General features: G+C 64.9%; 20 protein-coding genes. 7 read left to right on the forward strand and 13 right to left on the reverse strand.

Features of this window, described 5'->3' with window-relative positions; translation table 11 throughout:
* Positions 1-8 precede the first annotated feature (8 nt).
* The 3 genes from BLW40_RS08085 to bluB form a co-directional block, all read right to left on the reverse strand.
* Positions 9-1,340, reverse strand: a complete 1,332-nt coding sequence (locus BLW40_RS08085; protein ID WP_074767357.1) for an EAL domain-containing protein — start codon at positions 1,338-1,340, stop codon at positions 9-11.
* Between the two features lie 179 nt (positions 1,341-1,519).
* Entirely contained in the window at positions 1,520-2,833 is a 1,314-nt protein-coding gene (purB, locus tag BLW40_RS08090; RefSeq protein WP_074767360.1) for an adenylosuccinate lyase, read from the reverse strand.
* A gap of 58 nt (positions 2,834-2,891) precedes the next feature.
* A complete protein-coding gene (gene bluB, locus BLW40_RS08095) occupies positions 2,892-3,647 on the reverse strand; it encodes a 5,6-dimethylbenzimidazole synthase (protein ID WP_074767362.1) in 756 nt (251 codons plus the stop codon).
* A gap of 460 nt (positions 3,648-4,107) precedes the next feature.
* On the opposite strand from bluB, the gene BLW40_RS08100 reads away from it, so the two are divergent.
* The gene (locus tag BLW40_RS08100; RefSeq protein ID WP_074767365.1) at positions 4,108-7,368 is read left to right on the forward strand and encodes a hybrid sensor histidine kinase/response regulator; all 3,261 of its coding nucleotides are present in this window, start codon (positions 4,108-4,110) and stop codon (positions 7,366-7,368) included.
* 22 nt (positions 7,369-7,390) lie between these two features.
* On the opposite strand, the gene BLW40_RS08105 is transcribed toward BLW40_RS08100, so the two are convergent.
* Complete coding sequence (locus tag BLW40_RS08105; RefSeq protein WP_074767368.1) at positions 7,391-7,981, reverse strand: malonic semialdehyde reductase; 591 nt, start codon at positions 7,979-7,981, stop codon at positions 7,391-7,393.
* Between the two features lie 98 nt (positions 7,982-8,079).
* Between BLW40_RS08105 and BLW40_RS08110 the strand changes: the two genes are divergently transcribed.
* Positions 8,080-9,096, forward strand: coding sequence for a polysaccharide deacetylase family protein (locus BLW40_RS08110; RefSeq protein ID WP_074767371.1), 1,017 nt, complete (start codon positions 8,080-8,082; stop codon positions 9,094-9,096).
* 129 nt (positions 9,097-9,225) lie between these two features.
* Here BLW40_RS08110 and fliP read toward each other — a convergent pair whose 3' ends face one another.
* Genes fliP through BLW40_RS08130 form a run of 4 tightly spaced genes read right to left on the reverse strand, consistent with a single transcriptional unit; the run spans position 9,226 to position 10,914 of the window.
* Positions 9,226-9,981, reverse strand: coding sequence for a flagellar type III secretion system pore protein FliP (gene fliP, locus BLW40_RS08115; protein ID WP_244511101.1), 756 nt, complete (start codon positions 9,979-9,981; stop codon positions 9,226-9,228).
* Entirely contained in the window at positions 9,978-10,289 is a 312-nt protein-coding gene (locus BLW40_RS08120) for a flagellar biosynthetic protein FliO (protein WP_074767374.1), read from the reverse strand. Before BLW40_RS08120 ends, fliP begins: the two co-directional genes overlap by 4 nt.
* Complete coding sequence (locus BLW40_RS08125) at positions 10,289-10,594, reverse strand: hypothetical protein (RefSeq protein WP_074767377.1); 306 nt, start codon at positions 10,592-10,594, stop codon at positions 10,289-10,291. The genes BLW40_RS08120 and BLW40_RS08125 overlap by 1 nt, the downstream gene beginning before the upstream one ends.
* On the reverse strand, positions 10,591-10,914 hold the full coding sequence (locus BLW40_RS08130; protein WP_074767485.1) for an EscU/YscU/HrcU family type III secretion system export apparatus switch protein: 324 nt from the start codon (positions 10,912-10,914) through the stop codon (positions 10,591-10,593). The genes BLW40_RS08125 and BLW40_RS08130 overlap by 4 nt, the downstream gene beginning before the upstream one ends.
* 178 nt (positions 10,915-11,092) lie before the next feature.
* Here BLW40_RS08130 and BLW40_RS08135 point away from each other — a divergent pair, with 178 nt between their 5' ends.
* Positions 11,093-11,290, forward strand: a complete 198-nt coding sequence (locus BLW40_RS08135; protein ID WP_074767380.1) for a CCE_0567 family metalloprotein — start codon at positions 11,093-11,095, stop codon at positions 11,288-11,290.
* Here BLW40_RS08135 and lipB read toward each other — a convergent pair.
* Both lipB and BLW40_RS08145 read right to left on the reverse strand, forming a co-directional pair.
* A complete protein-coding gene (lipB, locus tag BLW40_RS08140; RefSeq protein ID WP_074767383.1) occupies positions 11,271-11,918 on the reverse strand; it encodes a lipoyl(octanoyl) transferase LipB in 648 nt (215 codons plus the stop codon). The genes BLW40_RS08135 and lipB overlap by 20 nt on opposite strands.
* 6 nt (positions 11,919-11,924) lie before the next feature.
* On the reverse strand, positions 11,925-12,578 hold the full coding sequence (locus BLW40_RS08145) for an outer membrane protein (RefSeq protein WP_074767386.1): 654 nt from the start codon (positions 12,576-12,578) through the stop codon (positions 11,925-11,927).
* Positions 12,579-12,689: 111 nt separating this feature from the next.
* Here BLW40_RS08145 and queA point away from each other — a divergent pair, with 111 nt between their 5' ends.
* Positions 12,690-13,733 carry a tRNA preQ1(34) S-adenosylmethionine ribosyltransferase-isomerase QueA gene (gene queA / locus BLW40_RS08150; RefSeq protein ID WP_074767389.1) on the forward strand — a complete coding sequence of 348 codons (1,044 nt, stop codon included), beginning with the start codon at positions 12,690-12,692 and terminating at the stop codon, positions 13,731-13,733.
* Positions 13,720-14,847 (forward strand): tRNA guanosine(34) transglycosylase Tgt, encoded by a 1,128-nt coding sequence (gene tgt, locus BLW40_RS08155; protein ID WP_074767392.1) that lies wholly within the window; start codon positions 13,720-13,722, stop codon positions 14,845-14,847. Before queA ends, tgt begins: the two co-directional genes overlap by 14 nt.
* Before the next feature lie 277 nt (positions 14,848-15,124).
* Here the strand turns inward: tgt and BLW40_RS08160 are convergent, their stop codons facing one another.
* Together BLW40_RS08160 and BLW40_RS08165 are read right to left on the reverse strand one after the other, a co-directional pair.
* Positions 15,125-15,454 carry a PilZ domain-containing protein gene (locus tag BLW40_RS08160; protein ID WP_074767395.1) on the reverse strand — a complete coding sequence of 110 codons (330 nt, stop codon included), beginning with the start codon at positions 15,452-15,454 and terminating at the stop codon, positions 15,125-15,127.
* A gap of 227 nt (positions 15,455-15,681) precedes the next feature.
* Positions 15,682-16,389, reverse strand: a complete 708-nt coding sequence (locus BLW40_RS08165; RefSeq protein ID WP_074767398.1) for an EF-hand domain-containing protein — start codon at positions 16,387-16,389, stop codon at positions 15,682-15,684.
* A gap of 232 nt (positions 16,390-16,621) precedes the next feature.
* Between BLW40_RS08165 and BLW40_RS08170 the strand changes: the two genes are divergently transcribed.
* Complete coding sequence (locus BLW40_RS08170) at positions 16,622-16,972, forward strand: acyl carrier protein (protein ID WP_074767401.1); 351 nt, start codon at positions 16,622-16,624, stop codon at positions 16,970-16,972.
* Between the two features lie 4 nt (positions 16,973-16,976).
* On the opposite strand, the gene BLW40_RS08175 is transcribed toward BLW40_RS08170, so the two are convergent.
* Positions 16,977-17,279: a flagellar basal body rod C-terminal domain-containing protein gene (locus tag BLW40_RS08175; RefSeq protein WP_074767404.1), complete on the reverse strand. Its 303-nt coding sequence runs from the start codon at positions 17,277-17,279 to the stop codon at positions 16,977-16,979.
* Between the two features lie 115 nt (positions 17,280-17,394).
* Between BLW40_RS08175 and BLW40_RS08180 the strand changes: the two genes are divergently transcribed.
* A complete protein-coding gene (locus BLW40_RS08180; RefSeq protein WP_083386694.1) occupies positions 17,395-19,017 on the forward strand; it encodes a tetratricopeptide repeat protein in 1,623 nt (540 codons plus the stop codon).
* Positions 19,018-19,020 lie beyond the last annotated feature (3 nt).

Raw genomic sequence — 19,020 nt, forward strand, 5'->3', positions numbered from 1 at the left:
CCTTCCTCTTACCGCAGGACCCGCAGCGGCGGGAACAGGTCGAGCATGTCGTTATTGCCGCATTCGCTGCGCATCGGGCCGGTGAGGAGTCCGTGGCGGGCGGTGCATTGCGCTTGCGAGCAGGCGGCGGATTGCTCGCAGACGGCCATCGTGGTGGCGGCGACCATCGAATCGAGGAAGCGGCCCTGGAACATCCGGATACCGAGCGACAGCCCCCACGAGATCGCCAGTTCGGTCTCGCAACGGGCCAGGATCACCCGGTCGAATCCGACCGGGGCCAAAGCGTGCTGGATTTCGGCGGTGCGGATATCGTCCTGCATGTCCGAACTCCAGCTCAGCTTGACGTAATCGGTGTCGAACAGTTCGCAATCCATGAATTGAAGGCCGACCGAGGTCATCCCGTCCAGGACCGATTTGTGCCCATGCGCTCGCAGCCGGTCGCGGGCGCGGAAAAAGCCTTCGAGATTATTGAAAATGTCGAGGAGTTGGAACTCGACCACCAGCCCGGCGCGGCCGCGCACCTGCGCCTCAAAGGTCTGAAAGGCCGGGGTCTCGATCGTGCTCATATTGAGGTTGAGCGAGAACGCCTTGGGCGGGGCGCGCAGACCGGACTCGCCCAGCGCGGCCAGCACCTGCTTGTCCAGTTCCTGCGATAAATGCTGGAACAGCCAGCGGTTCGACAGAATGTCGATATCGGGCGCCAGTACCTTTTGCAGGTCGGCGATCGACATATAGAATTCCTGGAACTCGACCTCGGCGGAATCGTGATCGAGGATGCGGATGCAGGCCTGACGACGGACCACTCCGGCGATATCGGTACTGCCGATCCCGTCGAGCACCTGGACCAGAGTGGTCGCTTCGAGCGGCAGTCGCTTCGCCGGGGGGGCCGGATCGGCCTTGATCTTGCGGACCGCGTCCCGCATCTCGCCGCACAAGTCGAAGAAGGCGTCGAAATCGCATTCGAGATCGTAGAGCGACACGAAGCGGTCGGCCCCGTCGGCGGCTTCGGCATAGGTCAACGGATCGGTCGAGAACAGCGCGCGCAGTTTGTAGACGATCGCATCGAGATCGGACAGTTGGGCGTCCTTGCAGATCAGCATGATGTCGGAATTGGACAGCAGGAAGATCTGGCCGCGATAGACGCTGACCATCGATTCGAACATACGGAAGGCAATGCGGATCCGGCCTTCCTCGCGGTTGGCGGGCAGCAGGCGGGACAGGTGCAGATGCAGGGCCATCCGCCCTTCGCGCAACCGGCCGATACGTTCGGCGGCGTCGAAGAGCAGGCTTTCCGGCGTCACGACTTCCTGTGGTTTGCCTCCGAACGCCCCGGCGTTCATCCAGCCCTCTTTGCTCCGGCTCCGATGGCGGGAGCCTCAGTTGCGCGCCGGCCGGATCGTTCCCAGGCCGATCCATAGAGATACCATCGGCCTTGGCGGGGTTCCTAGGGCAATTTCAGAACAGCCCCCCGACCGGACGGGGCATCGCGGCCGCCCGCATCCGGTCGGGGGAGAACCGGTCAGGCCCGGCCGAACACCCGGCCGAAGATGGTATCGACATGCTTGGTGTGGTAGCCGAGGTCGAACAGCGAGTCCAATACCGGAGCGGACAGAAGGGCGGTAACCTGATCGTCGGCCTTCAGCAGGTCGAGGAAGTTCGCCCCTTCCTGCCACACCCGCATCGCGTTGCGCTGCACCGCCTTATAGCTGTCCTCGCGGCTCATCCCGGCCTGGGTCAGCGCCAGCAGCACCCGCTGCGAGAACACCAGCCCGCCCAGTTGGTTCAGATTGCGGGCGACGGCGTCGGGATAGATCACCAGCGTCTCGACCACTCCGGCCAGCCGGTTGAGGGCGAAATCGAGGGTGATCGTGGCGTCGGGACCGATCATCCGCTCGACCGAGGAATGCGAGATGTCGCGCTCGTGCCACAGGGCGACATTCTCCAACGCCGGGGTGACCATCCCGCGCACCAGCCGCGACAGGCCGGTCAGATTCTCGGTCAGCACCGGGTTGCGCTTGTGCGGCATCGCCGAGCTGCCCTTCTGACCCGGCGAGAAATATTCCTCGGCCTCGCGCACTTCGGTGCGCTGAAGATGGCGGATTTCGGTGGCGAGATGCTCGACCGACCCGGCGATGACGCCCAGGGTGGCGAAGAACAGAGCGTGACGGTCGCGCGGGATCACCTGGGTCGAGACCGGCTCGGGCGTCAGGCCCAGCTTCGCCGCGACATGAACCTCGACGCGGGGGTCGATGTTGGCGAAGGTGCCGACCGCGCCGGAAATGGCGCAGGTGGCGATGTCGGCCCGCGCCGCCAGCAGCCGGACGCGGGCGCGCTGGAAGGCGGCGTGGAAGCTGGCGAACTTAAGGCCGATCGTCACCGGCTCGGCATGGATGCCGTGAGAGCGGCCCATGCAGGCCAGATCCTTGAACTCGAAGGCGCGCTTTTCCAGCGCCGCCAGCACCCGGTCGATGTCGGCCAGCAACAGGTCGGCGGCCTGGGTCATCTGCACCGCGAGACAGGTGTCGAGCACGTCCGACGAGGTCATCCCCTGGTGGACGAAGCGGGAGTCGGCCCCGACATGCTCGGCCAGCTCGGTCAGGAAGGCGATGACGTCGTGCTTGGTCTCGCGCTCGATCGCGTCGATCCGCTCGATCCGCTCGGGCGTGTAGGGCAGATTGCCCCGCGCCCACACCGCGCGGGCGGCGTCGGCCGGAATCACCCCGATCTCGGCCAGGGCGTCGCAGGCGTGGGCCTCGATTTCGAACCAGATGCGGAAGCGGTTCGCGGGCTCCCAGATGCGGGTCATCTCGGGGCGGCTGTAGCGGGGAATCATCTCGAAGAACCTCGGACTAGATAGCTATGACGAAAAATCAGATGGAGAGAGCGCCGCCCTAAGGCAAGCGCTCGTCGATGAAGCGGCCCTCGGCCACCGCGCGCTGATCCTCGCGCAACAGCGCGGACAGGGCACTGTCAGGACGGGCTTCGCCCCAATGATCGTAATGGACCAGTTCGTCGAGCGGCAGGCGCGGGCGCCACCCGGCGGCCTGAAGCTCGGGGGTGGAATGATAGCCCCGCACCTTGCCGACGCACAGATAGGCGATCGGCAGGATGTTGGGGGGAATCCCCAGCGCCTCGCGGACGGTGTCGTTGTCGAAGATGCTGACCCAGCCGACGCCCAGCCCTTCGGCGCGCGCCGCCAGCCACAGATTCTCGACGGCACAGACCGAGCTGAACAGATCCATCGTCGGGATATGGGTCCGCCCGATCACCACCGGACCGGCGCGATCACGGTCGCAGGTGACGCAGATATTGACCGGGGAGTCCAAAATGCCTTCCAGCTTCAGCGAGCGATAGATGTCGCGCTTGTCCTCGGAAAACATCATCGCCGCTTCGGCGTGGGCCTTGACGAAGGCGTCGTGCACCTTGGTCCGCACCGCGACATCGCGCACCACGACAAAGCTCCACGGCTGCATATAGCCGACCGAAGGGGCATGGTGGGCGGCGATCAGCAGACGGCTCAACACCTCGTCGGCAACCGGATCGGGGAGGAACTCGCCCCGCGTGTCACGCCGGGTCAGAATGGCGCGATAAACGCCGTCGCGCTCGGCTTCGGGCAGCGGAACGGCAGGCAACAGGGCATCGGTCATCGGCGGGCTCCCGGTGACGCCGCAAGGACGCGGCGGACCGTCCGGGTTATAGCCGATCCCTCCCGCCGCCGTCACCCCCGACGCTCCGTTCGGGCGGAGGAGTGCGCTTTCTTTTGAATCATTACAAAATAATCACCCGGCCGAAATACTGCGGTAATCCGTCCTGTGGCACAGTGTGATCATCGAATTTGGATCAATCAGCCAACCCACGAAAGGTCGTCGTCTGTTTCGGTTCATGGCGGATTTGCTCCCGCCCCTGTCGCGCCCTGCCTCCCCCCGGCTTCCGGCGCGACTCTCTGGTCCGGACCCGTCCCCCCCTTCGGTTCCGGCTCCAAAAATGCCCCCGCACACCCCCCCGGTGCGGGGGTTTTTCTTATTGGGAGATCCCGGCCAGGACTCGACGTTCGTCGAAGGATGCCCATATCGTCCGTATTATCCACATCATCCCGTAGGTACTCGCGTGACCCGGTTCCTCAAGCCGCACCAGCCGATCGAAAACCGCCACTGGCTCCGTTACGCGACCTATGCTGCCGCGCTTCTGATGCTGGCCGGGTTCGGGTCTCTACTGTCGGTCGATCTGATCGAATCGCGCCAGAACGAATACAAGACCGTGCAGCGGGATTCCGACAATCTGTCCCGCGTGCTGGAACGCCAGATTCTGACTGCGGTCGAGAAGATCGGCATCTTGCTGGGAGAAACGGCCTTTCATTTCGCCCCGGTTCTGAATGGAACCCAACATCGCGACCGTCTCCAGGCCAATCTCGACCTTAACCGTCTGCTGGCCTTTGCCCCCGAGGCAATGACCGACAGCCTGCGGGTGATCGACGCCCAGGGCCGGGTCGCGTTCAATGCCGGTCATTCGGCGTCTCTGCCCGACCTCGACGTCAGTGATCGGGCCTATTTCCAACGACAGAAATCCGATCCCCGCGCCGGTCTGGTATTATCCGAACCGTTGCGGTCACACCTGACCGGCGTCTGGCTGGTCACCCTCAGCCTGCGGGTGAACGCTCCGGACGGACGTTTTCTCGGGCTGGTCCAGGCCGCCTTGCCGACGGACTATTTCCAGAGCCTGTTCGCCGGTCTCGACATCGGCAAGAGCGGTTCCGTCACCCTGATCGACACCGATATGCACCTGCTCGCCCGCTACCCGGCCCAGCCCCAGTTGACCGGCACCACCCTCGAGGGTGGGCCGATCCCCCCCAGTCTGGCCAAGGGAGAAATCACCGGTAGCCTTGAGGTCAACTCGCCGATCGACGACGTCCTGCGCCTGTTCACCTATCGCAAGCTCGACCAGCTTCCCTATGTCGTCGTGATCGGGCGGGCGCACTCAGAAATCATCGAAGGCTGGCGGCGCAAAGCGATCTTCTACACTGTCGCCTTTGTCGGGCTGGGGCTGGCCCTGCTGTCGTTCCTCTATCTGCTCCAGCGCCACACCGAGGAAAACCGCCGCCTGATTAATCAGGTGTTCGATGCCACGCGCGAAGGAATCGTCGTCACCGACATATCGGGCAAGATCGTCGCCGCCAATGCCGGATTCACCGCGATTTCCGGCTATTCCCGGCAGGAGGCGATCGGACAAAGCACCGCGATCCTGCGCTCGGGACGGCATGGGACGGACTTCTACGAAGCGCTGTGGGACAAGCTGCGGCGCGATGGCACCTGGCGCGGCGAGATCTGGAACCGCCGCAAGTCGGGCGAAATCTACCCGCAATTGCTGTCGATCAGCGCGATACGCAACCGAAATGGCGTCGTCACCAATTATATCGGCGTCTCCAGCGATATCACCGAGTTGCAGCAGGCCCGCCAGCAGGCCGAGGCAGGCAATCTGGCCAAATCGGAATTCCTGGCAACGATGAGTCACGAAATCCGCACCCCGATGAACGGGGTGATCGGGATGACCGGTCTGTTGCTCGACACCCGACTGAGCGAAGAGCAGCGGATTTTCGCCCAGACAATCCGCGAATCGAGCGAATCCCTGCTGTCGGTGATCAACGACATCCTCGATTTCTCGAAAATGGAGGCGGGCAAGCTTGATTTCGAGGAAACCTCGTTCGAGATCCGCCCGCTGGTCGAAGGCGTCATCGACATCCTGTCGCCCCGCGTCCGCGGTCGCGACATCGACCTGACTTGCCTGATCCCCGCCGGAGCCTGCGGGGTGTTCCGGGGCGACCCCGGACGGCTGCGTCAAATCCTGCTCAATCTGGTCGGCAACGCGGTCAAATTCACCGAACGCGGCACGATCTCGATCCTGGTGGCGATTGCCGATGCTCCGGACGGACGGGCGATGCTGACCGCGACCGTCGCCGACACCGGGATCGGCATTCCCGAGGCGGCGAAGGCACGGCTGTTCGGCACCTTCACCCAGGCCGACGCTTCGATGGCGCGGCGCTATGGCGGCAGCGGGCTGGGGCTGGCGATCTGCAAGCGGATCGTCGATTGGCTGGGGGGCGAGATCGGCTTCGACAGCCGCGAGGGCGAAGGCAGCACCTTCTGGTTCAAGGTGCCGCTGCTGCGCTCGGACGAGGTGCCGTCGGAAACCGAAAGCGGGGCCGAACTGGACGGGGCGACGATCCTGGTCGTCGATGACACGTCCACCAACCGCGACATCCTGCGCCAGCAATTGGAAGGATGGGGCGCGGCCGTCGTCGCGCTGGATTCCGCCCCCGCCGCGATCGAGACGGTCCGCCGCGCCAAGGCCGCCGGTCAGCCGTTCGACGCGGTGATCCTTGACCATCTGATGCCCGAGATGAGCGGCCTTGATCTCGCCGTGCTGCTGCGCCGCGATCCCGCCACCGCCGCTTTGCCATTGGTGATGGCGACCTCGGCCGATCTGACCGCGCTGCGGCCCCGGCTCGACCAGTTGCGGATCAATGAGATCCTGGTCAAGCCGGTGCGGCAAAGCGCCCTGCTCAACGCAATACGGCGCAGCCTGGGACGGCTTCCCCCCGACACGGCCCAGACAATCGTCCCCGCCGAGGATTGCCCCGTCGCGACCAATCCGCTGCGGATTCTGGTCGCCGAGGACAATGCGATCAACCAGCAGGTCGCGGTTGGTCTGCTGACCAAGTTGGGCCACCGCGCCGACATCGCCGACGACGGTGCCGAGGCGATCGAGCGGGTGGCGGCGGGCGAATACGATCTGGTGATGATGGATATGCAAATGCCCCTGGTCGATGGGCTGGAGGCCACCCGGATGATCCGCGCGCTGCCTTTCGCCAAGGGCAAGGTGACGATCATCGCGATGACCGCCAACGCGATGGAAGGCGACCGCGACGCCTGTCTCGCCGCCGGGATGGACGATTACATCTCGAAGCCGATCGACCTCAACCGTCTCACCGACATGCTGGCCAAGTGGGGGGATTGGCTGCGGGCGGCGCGGGACAAGAACGCGGATTCGCCGGTCGATCATCGCGCCATCGACGAATTGCGCAACGCGCTCGGCGCCGAAGCGTTCCAGACCCTGCTCGACCGCTTCTGGGCCACTCTGCCCGCCGCCTTGGCCGAAATGCGCCGGGCGGCAGAAAGCGGCGACACCGCCGCGCTGAAAGCCATCGCCCACGCCCAGGCCGGAGCGGCGGGCAATCTGGGGCTGGTCCGGCTGTCGCGCCGCCTGCTCACCTTGGAGCGGCGCGACACCGACCCCGGCACGGCCGAAATCGAGGAGATCGTCGCCCTGGCCGACCTCTCCCGCCGCGCCGCGCCGCCGACCGGAGCGGGATGAGCGCCGGGCTGCTCTCGTCCCCTTACAGCAGCGTGCAGCCGTCTTCGAACGACAGGCGCGGGCCGCGCGGGTACAGCGAGGCGACGTCGCCATAGCCGATATTGATCAGCAGGTTCGAGCGCAGCCGGGTTCCGGCGAAGAATTCCCCATCGACCTTGGCATTGTCGAACCCGCTCATCGGTCCGACATCGAGCCCGACCGCCCGGAGCGCCAGGATGAAATATCCGGCCTGAAGGCTGCCGTTGCGAAAGGCGGTTTCGTCGGCCAGGGGGGCGTTCCCGGCATACCAGGAGCGGGCGTCGGCATGGGGATACAGCACCGGCAGGCGCTCGAAGAAATCGAGATCGTAAGCCAGGATCGCGGTGACCGGAGCGGCAATGCTTTTTTCGACATTGTTGGGAGCCAGCGCGGTCAACAGACGTTCGCGTGCCTTCGCCGACCGGAGAAAAACCACCCGCGTCGGCTGACTGTTGGCGGCCGTCGGCCCCATCCGGGCCAGATCCCAGGCCTTGCGCAAGGTTTCCTCGGTAACCGGTTTGTCGAGGAAGCGGCTATAGGTACGGCCTTGATAGAACAGCACATCCTGTCCCACTTGGTCGATTTCATGGCTCATGATCAAGTGCCCTTTCCCGCTTTTTCTTGTACTCTGCCGCCCGGATGCGGCAAACATCCCCCTATATTGGGGCGCGACGCCGAGGAGACCAGGGGGCGATGACGACGGGTAAGGTTGCCTCGGCAGCGATGATGTGGGTTATGGCCTTGCTCTCGGCCGCCCCGGAACCGGCGCAGGCGGCCGAGTCTGCCGTGGTGCTGATGTATCACCGTTTCGACGACGACCGCGTCGCGGCGCTCAACACCACCTCGGACCAGTTGACCACACATATCGACGCGTTGAAAAGTGGAGGGTTCTCCGTTTTGCCGCTGCCCGAGATCGCCCGGGCGATGCGGAGCGGCGCGGCCCTGCCCGACAAGGCGGTGGCAATCACCGTCGATGATTCCTCGACCGGATTTTACACACGGGCGTGGCCGCTCCTGCGCCGGGCCGGGTTCCCGGTCACCCTGTTTGTCGCCACCGACGAAATCGACCGCGGCGGCGAATCGATGAATTGGGAGCAATTGCGCGAGTTGCGCGCCGCCGGGGTCACCATCGCCAGCCAGGGAGCGGCACGGCTGCGCTTTCCCCGCGTGGGCGCCGAGGTTGCCCTTGCCGATCTCGCCCGCGCCCGCGCCCGCTTCGAGCGCGAGTTGGGTCAGATCCCCGATTTGTTCGCCTGGCCGGGCGGCGAGGCGGATTCCGCCTCGATCCCCCTGCTGCGCCAAGCGGGCTTCGTCGCCGCGTTCGGCCAGCATTCCGGGGCGTTGTGGACGAGGTCCGAACCGTTCTTCCTGCCCCGCTTCGCCCTGACCGGCCCGCATGGCGACCCCGATCGCTTCCGGCTGGCTGTCCGTTCGCTGCCGCTGCCCGCGATCGACATCACCCCCGACGATCCGGTGATCCGCACCAATCCGCCGTCATTCGGCTTTACGTTGGCGGAGGACGTCGCGGGAATCGCCGCGTTGTCCTGTTTCGCCTCGCATGAGGGGCAGGTCCGGGTCGAACAGCTTGGCCCCCGGATCGAGGTGCGGATGTCCCGCCCGATCCCGCCGGGCCGCGCCCGGCTGAACTGTACCGTGCCGACCCTGGACGGGCGCTGGCGCTGGTTCGGCTGGCAGTTCGCGACGCCTTAATCAGGTGGGCCAAAAACTTGGCCCACCTGTTGCCCCTCTGCCGGAGCCGCGGGCATCCGCCCGCTTGGCCGCCGCCGCAATGGCGGCTGAATGCTAGTGAACCGCTCATTTCAACGGTTCGCCCTTGCTCTACCCGTAGCTCTGCACCAGCGAGCCCACCACCAGATACCAGCCATCGACCATCACGAAAAAGATCAGCTTGAACGGCAGCGAGATCATCGCGGGCGGGATCATCATCATGCCCATGCTCATCAGCACCGAGGCGATCACCATGTCGATGATCAGGAAGGGCAGGAACACCAGGAAGCCGATTTCAAAGGCGCGGCGCAATTCGCTGATCATGAAGGCGGGGATCAGCGCCTTCAACGGCACGTCCTCGGGATTGACCACTTCCTTTGCCCGCGACAGATCCATGAACAGCTTGAGATCCTGGGGGCGGACATGCTGGCTCATGAAGGCGTGGAACGGCTTGACGGTGCGCTCGAACCCCTCGATCTCGTCGATATGGCCGTCCATCATCGGCTGAATGCCGGTATCCCACGCCTTGTCGAAGGTCGGTGCCATCACGAAGGCGGTCAGGAACAGCGCCAGACTGACCATCACCATGTTGGGCGGGCTCTGCTGGGTCCCCAGCGCCTGACGCAGGAAGCTCAACACCACGACGAAGCGGGTGAACGAGGTCACCATCACCACGATCGAGGGCGCCAGCGACAAGATCGTGGTCAGCCCGATCAGCTGAATGATCCGGCTGGTGGCGCTGCCGCCCGAGCCGCCGAGATCGATGTTCAGCGATTGAGCCAGCACCGGCCCGGCCACCAGCGCCGTCGTCACCCCCGCCAGCAGGGCGAGGATCAGGCGCGGACGCGACAGGGTCGGGACTCTCATCGGGGACTCTCCGGCTTCGGAACGATGGGCACGAATTCGGGGGCCGGGCAATCGCGCTCGACCACCAGGCTGTCGCCATGGCCCAGCAGCAGCAGGTGCTCGCGATCGTCGCGGCGGATCAGCAGCAGCCGGTGACGGGCGTCGAGTTGCAGCACCTCCTGCACGGCGAGACGGCGGCGCTGCCGTCCGCTTGCTCGCGGCGACATCAGCCCCAGGCCCCAGCGCCGCGCCGCCCATAACAGGCCGAAGATCATCGCCAGCACCGCCAGCAACGACATCACGAACCGCAGATAGGAAACGGTGTCCATCAGCCCCCGGCCTTTTCTTCGCTTTCCCGGCTCCAACGGCCGTCGGCATAGGGTCCGGCATCGCGCAAAGCGAGGTCGAGCCGGTCGATTTCGGCGATCAGCGCCTCGATCCCGGGGCGGAACTGGCGTCCGTCCTCGGGGGTCAGTCCGGCGACACCGTCGCAGATCAGCCGCACCCGTCCCTCCAGCGCGGCCAGATCGACCATCGTCCCGGTGCCGAGCAGACGCCGCGCCGCGCCGACCAGCGACCGCGCTTTTTCAAGCTCGGCGCTAAGGCGGGCGGATTCTGGGCAATCGGCGGTCATGACGGCATCTCGCGCCCGTTGGCGCGGTAGACATAGGCCAAAATCTCGGCGACGGCGACAAAAGCCTCGACCGGGATCACGCTATCGACATCGACGGCAGCCAGCACTTCGGCCAGATCGGGATCGGTGCGGACCTTGACCCCGTTGGCGAAGGCCAGATTGAGAATCTGTTCGGCGACCGAGCCCTGGCCCGAGGCGACCACTGTCGGCGCGCCCTCCTGGTCGGGATCGTAACGCAACGCCACCGCGACCTGACGCCGCGCGGGCGGGGCCGGTTCGGGATGTTCGTTCTGCTCGTCGAAAAGATCGGTGCCGCTCATGCCTTCCCCCGGCGGTTCGGCCAAGGGTCAACAGTGGCTCCGGCCCTTTTAAGAAACGCTTAATTCCGGCGCATCCAACCAATTTGTCTTAAATACAAGCAAAAGGGGATGTTGCCTAATTGATGGGCTGAAGTTAGACTCATTCCATCCTGCCGCCACCCCCGACAAAGGGCGAACCATGAGCGATGTCGAAACCCTGAAGGCCGAGATCAAGAAGCTGTCCACCCAGGCGGTGCAGGCCAAGATGGACCTGCACGACCTGTCCGAGGAACTGCCCGCCCAGTGGGAGACGATCCCGGCGGTGGCGCAGAAATGCCACGAGGCCTATGCCCGGCTGACCGAGGCGCGGGCGCGGCTCAAGGCGGCGGAGGGGTGAATATTTCGGCAAAGCTGGCGATCAGGGCGGAATCGACCTCCTCCATCGTCGGGGTCAGGCCGAGGTCCCACAGCGAGGTGACCCCGTGCCCGGCCAGACCGCAGGGCACGATGCCGCGAAAATGATCGAGGTCGGGATCGACGTTGAGCGCCACGCCATGGAAGGTGACCCAGTGGCGGACGCGAATGCCGATCGCCGCGATCTTGTCTTCCCGGCCCGCGCCGCGATCGACCCACACGCCCACCCGTCCCTCGCGCACTTCGCCTTTGACCGCGAAATGGTCGAGGGTGCGGATCAGCCATTCTTCCAGCGCGACGACAAAGCGGCGCAAATCGGGTCCGCGCCGCGACAGGTCCAGCATCACATAGACCACCCGCTGGCCGGGGCCGTGATAGGTGAACTGGCCGCCGCGTCCGCTGGGAAACACCGGAAAGCGGTCGGGATCGAGCAGATCGGCCGGGTTGGCGCTGGTTCCGGCGGTGTAAAGCGGCGGATGTTCCAGCAGCCACACCAGTTCCGGCGCGGTCCCGGCGCGGATCGCGGCGACGCGCTCCTCCATCGCCGCGACCGCGTCGGGATAGCTGACCGGGCGGTCGGACATCCGCCACTCGACAGGATCGGAGGTCATCGCCGATCAGCGGAAGGGGAAGCGCAGCCCGACCTTGACCTGATGCAGGTTGGTGTCGTCACGCTCGCCCACGCTGTCGAAGAGATGGACGAAGCGATAGGACGGCCCGACGCTGACCTCGCGGCCAAGGTCGTAATGCAGCCCGACTTCGCCATGCATTTCGAAGGCGTCGCTGCTGCCCTTGCCGAGGGTACCTTCGGTTCCGTCCGCATCGTTCAGGGTTTCGTGGACGCCGCCGAGTCCGCCACCGAAATAGGGCAGGAAACGGGTGCCGGTGCTGATGTCGTGATAGGCATTGATCGAATAGAACAGATACTGCATGTCGCTCGACATGCTTCCCCGTTCGCCGCCGAGACTAACTTTGTTCAGATTGTTGGCCTGATACGACACCTCGAATTCGGTGCGCAGGTATTTCGGCCATTTGTAGCCGAGCGCAGCGGCAAAGACATAGCCACCTTCGACGCTGATCCGACCTTTGTCGCCATCCAGGTTTTTGTAGTGGATGTCATCGGCCATCGCATAGCCGCCGCTGATCGAGCCATACCACGGTCCGTGCGGGCGGCCGGCCGACGGCGCAGTGTTCAGCAAATCCTTGGCGAAGCCGTCGGTCGAGGCCAGGGCAAGCACGGCCAGAACGGTCGACAGAACGGTTTTGTTCATCGTTTACTCCCATTGCAACCAGACCGATCATGTCGTGAAATCATTTCGGGTGCAATATGCGGTGGGTACGGGGCTTGACGCCGCGCGGTCCGGCAGCCTACATCCCCGACGATGAAAGTGGATATATTCGATTTCGATCTTCCGCGTGAGCTGATCGCCGAACGGCCCGCCCGGCCGCGCGATTCCGCCCGGATGTTGCGGGTTGGCGCCGACGGGATCGCCGATGGTGGCGTGCGCGATCTTCCCGCGCTGCTTTGTCCCGGCGACGTGATGGTGTTCAACGACACAAGGGTGATTCCGGCGCGGCTGGATGGCAAGCGCGGCACCGCCTCGGTCGAGCTGACCCTGCATCTGCGCAAGGACGAGTCTTGCTGGCGCGCCTTTGCCCGCCCGGCCAAGAAGCTGCGCCCCGGCGACCGGATCGACTTTGCCGCCGACTTCTCCGCCACCGTCGAGACGAAAGGCGAAGCGGGCGAGGTCACCCTGCGCTTTGACCGCGGCGGGCCTGCGCTGATGGCGGCGCTGGAAGCGCACGGCCGTCTGCCGCTGCCGCCCTATATCCGCCACGGCGAGGCCGACGCGACCGACCGCGCCGATTACCAGACCACCTTCGCCCGCGCCGACGGAGCCGTCGCCGCCCCCACCGCCGGGTTGCACTTCACCCCCGAACTGTTGGCGGCGCTGGACCAGCGCGGCGTGGTGCGGACGACGGTGACGCTCCATGTCGGGGCCGGAACCTTCCTGCCGGTCAAGGTTGACGATACCGACGATCACAAGATGCATGCCGAAATCGGGATCGTGACAGAGGACAGTGCCCGCACCATCAACGCCGCCCGCGCCGCCGGGGGGCGGGTGATCGCGGTCGGCACCACCGCGCTGCGCCTGCTCGAAAGCGCTGCGGGCGAAGACGGACAGGTCCGCCCCTTTGCCGCCGCGACCGACATCTTCATCGTGCCGGGCTATCGCTTCCGCGCCGTCGATCGGCTGATGACCAATTTCCACCTGCCCCGCTCGACCCTGTTCATGCTGGTCTCGGCCTTTGCCGGGCTGGAGCGAATGCGGGCGGCCTATGCCCATGCGATGGCGTCGGGCTATCGCTTCTATTCCTATGGCGATTCCTGCCTGCTCGATCGGAATGACGATGACCAGCTTTAGATACGAGCGTTTCGCCAGCGACGGCGCCGCCCGCCTCGGCCGCCTCCACACCGCGCACGGGGCGATCGACACCCCCGCCTTCATGCCGGTGGGCACCGCCGCCACCGTCAAGGCGATGCAGCCGGAATCGGTTGCCGCTACGGGAGCGCAGATCGTTCTGGGCAATACCTATCATCTGATGCTGCGGCCGGGGGCAGAGCGGATCGACCGGCTGGGCGGGCTGCACCGCTTCATGAACTGGTCGGGGCCGATCCTGACCGATTCCGGCGGGTTCCAGGTGATGAGCCTCGCCAAGCTCAGGAAGCTCGACGAGAACGGCGTCACCTTCCAGTCGCACCATGACGGGTCGAGCCATCATCTCAGCCCGGAACGCTCGATGGAGATCCAGCGTCTGCTGGGCGCCGACATCACGATGGCGTTCGACGAATGCACCCCCTTTCCCGCCACGCCCGCCCAGGCCGCCGAGAGCATGCGGCTGTCGATGCGCTGGGCGGTGCGGTCGAAGACGGCCTTTGTCGAACGGCCCGGCCACGGCCTGTTCGGGATCGTCCAGGGCGGCATCTATCCCGATTTGCGCGCCGAATCCGCCCAGGCCCTGATCGAGATCGGCTTTGACGGCTATGCCGTCGGTGGGCTGGCGGTCGGCGAAGGACAGGAGGCGATGTTCGCGACGCTGGATTCCACCGTGCCGCTGCTGCCCGAAGACCGCCCCCGTTATCTGATGGGAGTCGGCCGTCCCTCCGACATCGTCGGCGCGGTGCTGCGCGGCATCGACATGTTCGATTGCGTGATGCCGACCCGCTCGGGCCGCACCGCCCAGGCCTTTACCCGGCGCGGCACCGTCAATCTGCGCAACGCCCGCCACCAGGACGACCCGCGTCCGCTGGAAGAAGGCTGCGGCTGCCCGGCCTGCCGCTCCTATTCGCGGGCCTATCTTCACCATCTGATCCGCTCGGAAGAGATTTTGGGGCCGATGCTGCTGACCTGGCACAACATTCAGGCCTATCAGGATCTGATGCGCGACCTGCGCGCCGCGATCGGCGAAGGCCGGGTCGCCGCGTTTGCCGCCGAGGCGGCGGCGCGGGAAGCCCTGGGCGATATCCCGCCGCTATAAGGCGTCTCCCGTGAAAAAGTCCCTCGCTGTCGCTCGGTGTACTTTTTCCCGTTGGATTAAAAGGAGAAAAATGGGCTAGGGGCGGCCCAGCGCCCATTTTTCGTGTTGTCTGTTTCACCAGCCTCCGAAGCCGTGGGCGTCGCCCATCGGCCTCGGAGGGAACCAAATCCATCCCCGCGCGGAAAGCTTGATTGAGCACGGGGATTCGTTTTGAACCGGGGAAAAGTACACTGAGGCCAAAGGCCGAAGGACTTTTTCACGACCGACTAAGGCGGCGCTATTTGCGGAAATAAGCGGGTTCGACCCCGGTGACCTCGCCGATATGGTCGATGATGTAGTGCAACAGCGCCATCGTCGGCTGGAACTCGCCGCGCGTGATGGTTTCCTCGGCCGAAATGACCGTGATCGTCGCCTCGACACTGGCGTTGAGATCGAGCATCTTGGCGATTCTCAGCGTGACGTGATCGCCGACCTTGTAGCCGGTGGCCTGGAAGACCAGCCCGGCCGTCGTGATGCTGACAAGGGGGAAAATCCGGCGTTCGATCACCACGACCAAACCCTGGCCGATCTTGCGGATCGGGCCGCGTCGATTTTCGGTCTCATCCATCTCGAAGGCATTCCCTGTTCCAGCCGCACGCACGGAACAGGATCATATCGCAATGGCGCGCGGGCGTGTCAGCGTTCTGAGCCTCGGGGAGATTTCGTTACAAAATCTCCCCCGGACCTGGGGCGTGTGGTCATTCACCACATAATCGCGACGCGGTGAATGGGCCACACACCCCCAACATCCGGGGAAACGATGCGTCTCTGCCGGTCGGCACGGGCCTAAAAAAGTTACACCGCGACCGAATTGGCACCGCCGGCTCCGCCCGCGCCGCTTCTGGCGTAGGATTCGATCGCCCGCACCATCTCCTGAGCCAATTGGCTGGCGAAGGTCTGGGAGGTCGCGGTGGCCGTCGTCGTGGTATCGGTCTCCGACGACGAACTGTCCGACGTGCTGGACGTGCTGGACGTGCTGGACGAGGTGGACGCGGTCGATGCGGTCAGATCGGCCAGGATCTTTTCCAGATCGGCGGTCAGAGTCGCGATATCGTCCGAGATGGTGGTCGAGCTATCGGTGTCGGTGTCGCTCGACGCGGCCGCTGACGACGGGGGTGGCGGCGGAGCGCTGGCGGTCACCGAACTGGTGTCGTCGTCGTCGTCTTCGCTGGTGGTCGAATATTCGTCGCTCTGAGCGTCGATCAGCGCCGACTGCATCTGCTGGCTCATCAACTGGAACGCGCTGGCCAGATCGCTTTCGCTGAGAGCCGAGGTCGAATCCGACGTGGTCGTCGATGAGGACGAGGAATCCGAGGTTGAGGAAGACGAGGAAAGCGTTTCCGTCAGGGCATCGAACAAGCTCGTAGCCTGATCGGACGAAACGTCGGACGGACGACCACTGACGAATTCGGATTTGGTGACCGAACCGTCGCTGTTCGTGTCCAGCTTGCCGAACAGCGCTTGCAGGTTCGTTGCACCTCCGCTGATGGATGTGATGCTCATGACCGGATCTCCTGTTAGCGCGGCGCACCTGCACGATGTCCGCTCTCCTTGATACGGTCGAAGCGGGCCGATCCGGTCGCGACTTTCTTAATTTCGCCAAATCAGGAGGATCACGGCGCCACACCAACAAAATGTAAACAAACCTAAATAAAAGCGGCTCTGGACCTGAAAGACTTGCCGATCGCCACGAAGCAGGTAGTATCGTTGCGTCGATTTCCCCGGCGGAGCGATCATGTCCTTTGACCGAGACACGTCAGACGTCAAGAACTGGATGAATATGTTCCGGTGGGTGGTCAAGCTGATCCGGGATGATTACGGTGTCGCAGAAGAAAAACTGACCCGACACGCCCATATCGAAACCGATATCGGCCTTGACGTCGAACAGGTCGAAGAAGTTCTGGAGATCATCTCGACCGCGTTCTCGATCCGCTTCCCGCCCGGCACCCTGGATGAAGTGGTCAAGTTCGAGGAAGTGTGCATGCTGGCGGCATGGCTGCATGGGCTCTACAAGCGGCCGGAATTCCTGGGTGCAGAGTTCGTGGCCAAGGCGGCGTCGCTCAACCCCCGCGCCCAAGCGGAATAAATGCTCAGGTCAGCGAGTCGAGCGCGGTCTTCTCGGTCTCGGCCAGAGTGGAATAGGCCCGCGCCATCGTCTCGAAGCTGGTCTTGGCCACCATCATCGTCACCATTTCCTGCGCCGGATCGACCGCGCCCTCGGACGGGAGCGGGACATAGGCCGCGCCTTGCAACGGACGCGACACCAGCGCTCCCCGTTCCGCCTGATAATCGTCGCTGGCGACATTGACGATATTCGTCGCCGCCGTTTCGACGATTCGAGACTGGGCGGTAAGGCCGCTGACAAGGCTGGTGGACGCGACCGGGGAAATCATGGGCCTATGCCTTTTTAGAATTATTCCTAATTAATATAGCCCCGAAGCGGCCAGGGCTTCAAGGGGTGCGCGCCGTTTGTGTCGCGGACGAGGCTGTTTTAGGATAGCGGCTACGATGCCACAGCCGCCACACCCCGATCCCCTCGCCCCGCTCTTGTCCGAAGCCCTGGCCCACGAACAAGCGGGCCGCTTCGCCGAGATGGAGGGCTGTCTGCGGACCGCGCTCCGCACCGTGCCCGATCATCCCGGCGCGCTGTTCGCGCTGGCGCGGCTGGGCTTGCGCTTTGGCCATCACGACGATGCGTTGACCCTGGCCGGTCGAGGGCTGGTTCGCGCCCCTCACTCTCCCGAACTGCACCATCTGCGCGGCGTGGCCCTGGCCAATCTCGGCCATCCGGACGAGGCGATCGCCGCATTCGAGCAAGCGCTGGCGCTGGCGCCGGAATGGGCCGACGCCCGGCTTGATCTGGCCCGATTGTTGTTCCAGGCCGAACGCTACGAAGCCCTGCTGGAGCGTCTGGAGCGGCTCGACGGACCTGCGCCGGTTCATGCCGAGGCCCATGCCCTGCGCGGCCGCACCCTGTCGGTGCTGGGGCGACAGGACGAAGCGCGGACGGCGTTCGAACGCGCCCACGCGATCTCCCCCGCGCACGCCGACATCGCGGCCGATCTGGCCGCGCTGCATATCGAAGCGGGGCGGGCCGAACCGGCGCTGGAGCTGATCGAACCGCTGTTGGCCGCATCCGATCCGCCGCCGCCACGCCCGCTGTATCTGCACGGAATTGCCCTGGGAATGCTGGGGCGCGCGGCCGAATCCGAGGCCGATATCGCCAAGCTGCGCGCGATGATGCTGGACGGGCTGGCCCGGCGCGGCGGGTTGCCGACCGAGGTCTACGTCCAACTCAGCCGACGCTGTAACCTGCGCTGCGCGATGTGCGGCCATGGGGTGTGGAAAGAAAACGACGGCTTCATGTCCGAGGCGGTGTTCGCCCGCGTGCTCGATCGCTGCGACGAGGCCGGTATCCGCCGCCTGACCGTCCTCGCCGCTCAGGGCGAGCCGTTCCTGCATCCCCAGGTGTTCGACCTGCTGGAAAGCGCGGTGGTACGCGGCTTTGCCGTCTCGGTGGTCACCAACGCCACTCCGTTTACCCCCGAGCGGATCGCCCGGCTGGCCCGGCTGGGGCTGGAGAGTGTCCAGGTGTCTTTCGCCGGCTGGGACGCGGCCAGCTACGAATCCGTTTATGTCGGAGCCAAGTTCGACCGCACCGTCGGCACCCTGACCGCGCTCAACCGGGCATTGGCCCCGACCCCGACCCGGCTGATGGTCAAGGCGGTCGCGCCCGATAATTCGCCCGATTATGTCGGCCGCACCCGCGCCTTTCTGGCCGGACTGGGGATCGCCGCGATCACCACCGTCGCCCCCAACAATTTCGCCGGGACCGTCGAGACCGGGCGGTATTGGGAAGCGTCCGGGCTGTGGTCCTATCGCAATCTCGACCGCCACCGCCGCACCGTTTGCCGCCTGCTGATGCGAGCGGTGGGGGTCTATGTCGATGGGACGGTGACCGCCTGCGGCTGTTATGACGCCAACGCCGCCCTGGCGATCGGCGATCTGATGCAGGACAGTCTGAAGGACATCCGGAGCGGAGCGCGCTTTACCGCGATCCTCGACGCCTTTCGCTCGGGCGACCTGTCGGGGGTGGCTTTGTGCGGCAAATGCGACGACGCCTTCGGCTGAACA

It is taken from the genome of Magnetospirillum fulvum (genome assembly GCF_900108475.1).
GTDB lineage: Bacteria > Pseudomonadota > Alphaproteobacteria > Rhodospirillales > Magnetospirillaceae > Phaeospirillum > Phaeospirillum fulvum_A.

What these genes read in the sequence shown, in the direction of transcription:
- BLW40_RS08160 (WP_074767395.1), bottom strand. Translation starts at nt 15,454, where the DNA reads ATGGATGAGACCGAAAATCGACGCGGCCCGATCCGCAAGATCGGCCAG.
- BLW40_RS08180 (WP_083386694.1), top strand. Translation starts at nt 17,395, where the DNA reads ATGCCACAGCCGCCACACCCCGATCCCCTCGCCCCGCTCTTGTCCGAA.
- BLW40_RS08085 (WP_074767357.1), bottom strand. Translation starts at nt 1,340, where the DNA reads ATGAACGCCGGGGCGTTCGGAGGCAAACCACAGGAAGTCGTGACGCCG.
- purB (WP_074767360.1), bottom strand. Translation starts at nt 2,833, where the DNA reads ATGATTCCCCGCTACAGCCGCCCCGAGATGACCCGCATCTGGGAGCCC.
- BLW40_RS08110 (WP_074767371.1), top strand. Translation starts at nt 8,080, where the DNA reads ATGACGACGGGTAAGGTTGCCTCGGCAGCGATGATGTGGGTTATGGCC.
- BLW40_RS08165 (WP_074767398.1), bottom strand. Translation starts at nt 16,389, where the DNA reads ATGAGCATCACATCCATCAGCGGAGGTGCAACGAACCTGCAAGCGCTG.
- BLW40_RS08120 (WP_074767374.1), bottom strand. Translation starts at nt 10,289, where the DNA reads ATGGACACCGTTTCCTATCTGCGGTTCGTGATGTCGTTGCTGGCGGTG.
- BLW40_RS08130 (WP_074767485.1), bottom strand. Translation starts at nt 10,914, where the DNA reads ATGAGCGGCACCGATCTTTTCGACGAGCAGAACGAACATCCCGAACCG.
- tgt (WP_074767392.1), top strand. Translation starts at nt 13,720, where the DNA reads ATGACCAGCTTTAGATACGAGCGTTTCGCCAGCGACGGCGCCGCCCGC.
- lipB (WP_074767383.1), bottom strand. Translation starts at nt 11,918, where the DNA reads ATGACCTCCGATCCTGTCGAGTGGCGGATGTCCGACCGCCCGGTCAGC.
- BLW40_RS08170 (WP_074767401.1), top strand. Translation starts at nt 16,622, where the DNA reads ATGTCCTTTGACCGAGACACGTCAGACGTCAAGAACTGGATGAATATG.
- bluB (WP_074767362.1), bottom strand. Translation starts at nt 3,647, where the DNA reads ATGACCGATGCCCTGTTGCCTGCCGTTCCGCTGCCCGAAGCCGAGCGC.
- fliP (WP_244511101.1), bottom strand. Translation starts at nt 9,981, where the DNA reads ATGAGAGTCCCGACCCTGTCGCGTCCGCGCCTGATCCTCGCCCTGCTG.
- BLW40_RS08105 (WP_074767368.1), bottom strand. Translation starts at nt 7,981, where the DNA reads ATGAGCCATGAAATCGACCAAGTGGGACAGGATGTGCTGTTCTATCAA.
- queA (WP_074767389.1), top strand. Translation starts at nt 12,690, where the DNA reads ATGAAAGTGGATATATTCGATTTCGATCTTCCGCGTGAGCTGATCGCC.
- BLW40_RS08175 (WP_074767404.1), bottom strand. Translation starts at nt 17,279, where the DNA reads ATGATTTCCCCGGTCGCGTCCACCAGCCTTGTCAGCGGCCTTACCGCC.
- BLW40_RS08135 (WP_074767380.1), top strand. Translation starts at nt 11,093, where the DNA reads ATGAGCGATGTCGAAACCCTGAAGGCCGAGATCAAGAAGCTGTCCACC.
- BLW40_RS08145 (WP_074767386.1), bottom strand. Translation starts at nt 12,578, where the DNA reads ATGAACAAAACCGTTCTGTCGACCGTTCTGGCCGTGCTTGCCCTGGCC.
- BLW40_RS08125 (WP_074767377.1), bottom strand. Translation starts at nt 10,594, where the DNA reads ATGACCGCCGATTGCCCAGAATCCGCCCGCCTTAGCGCCGAGCTTGAA.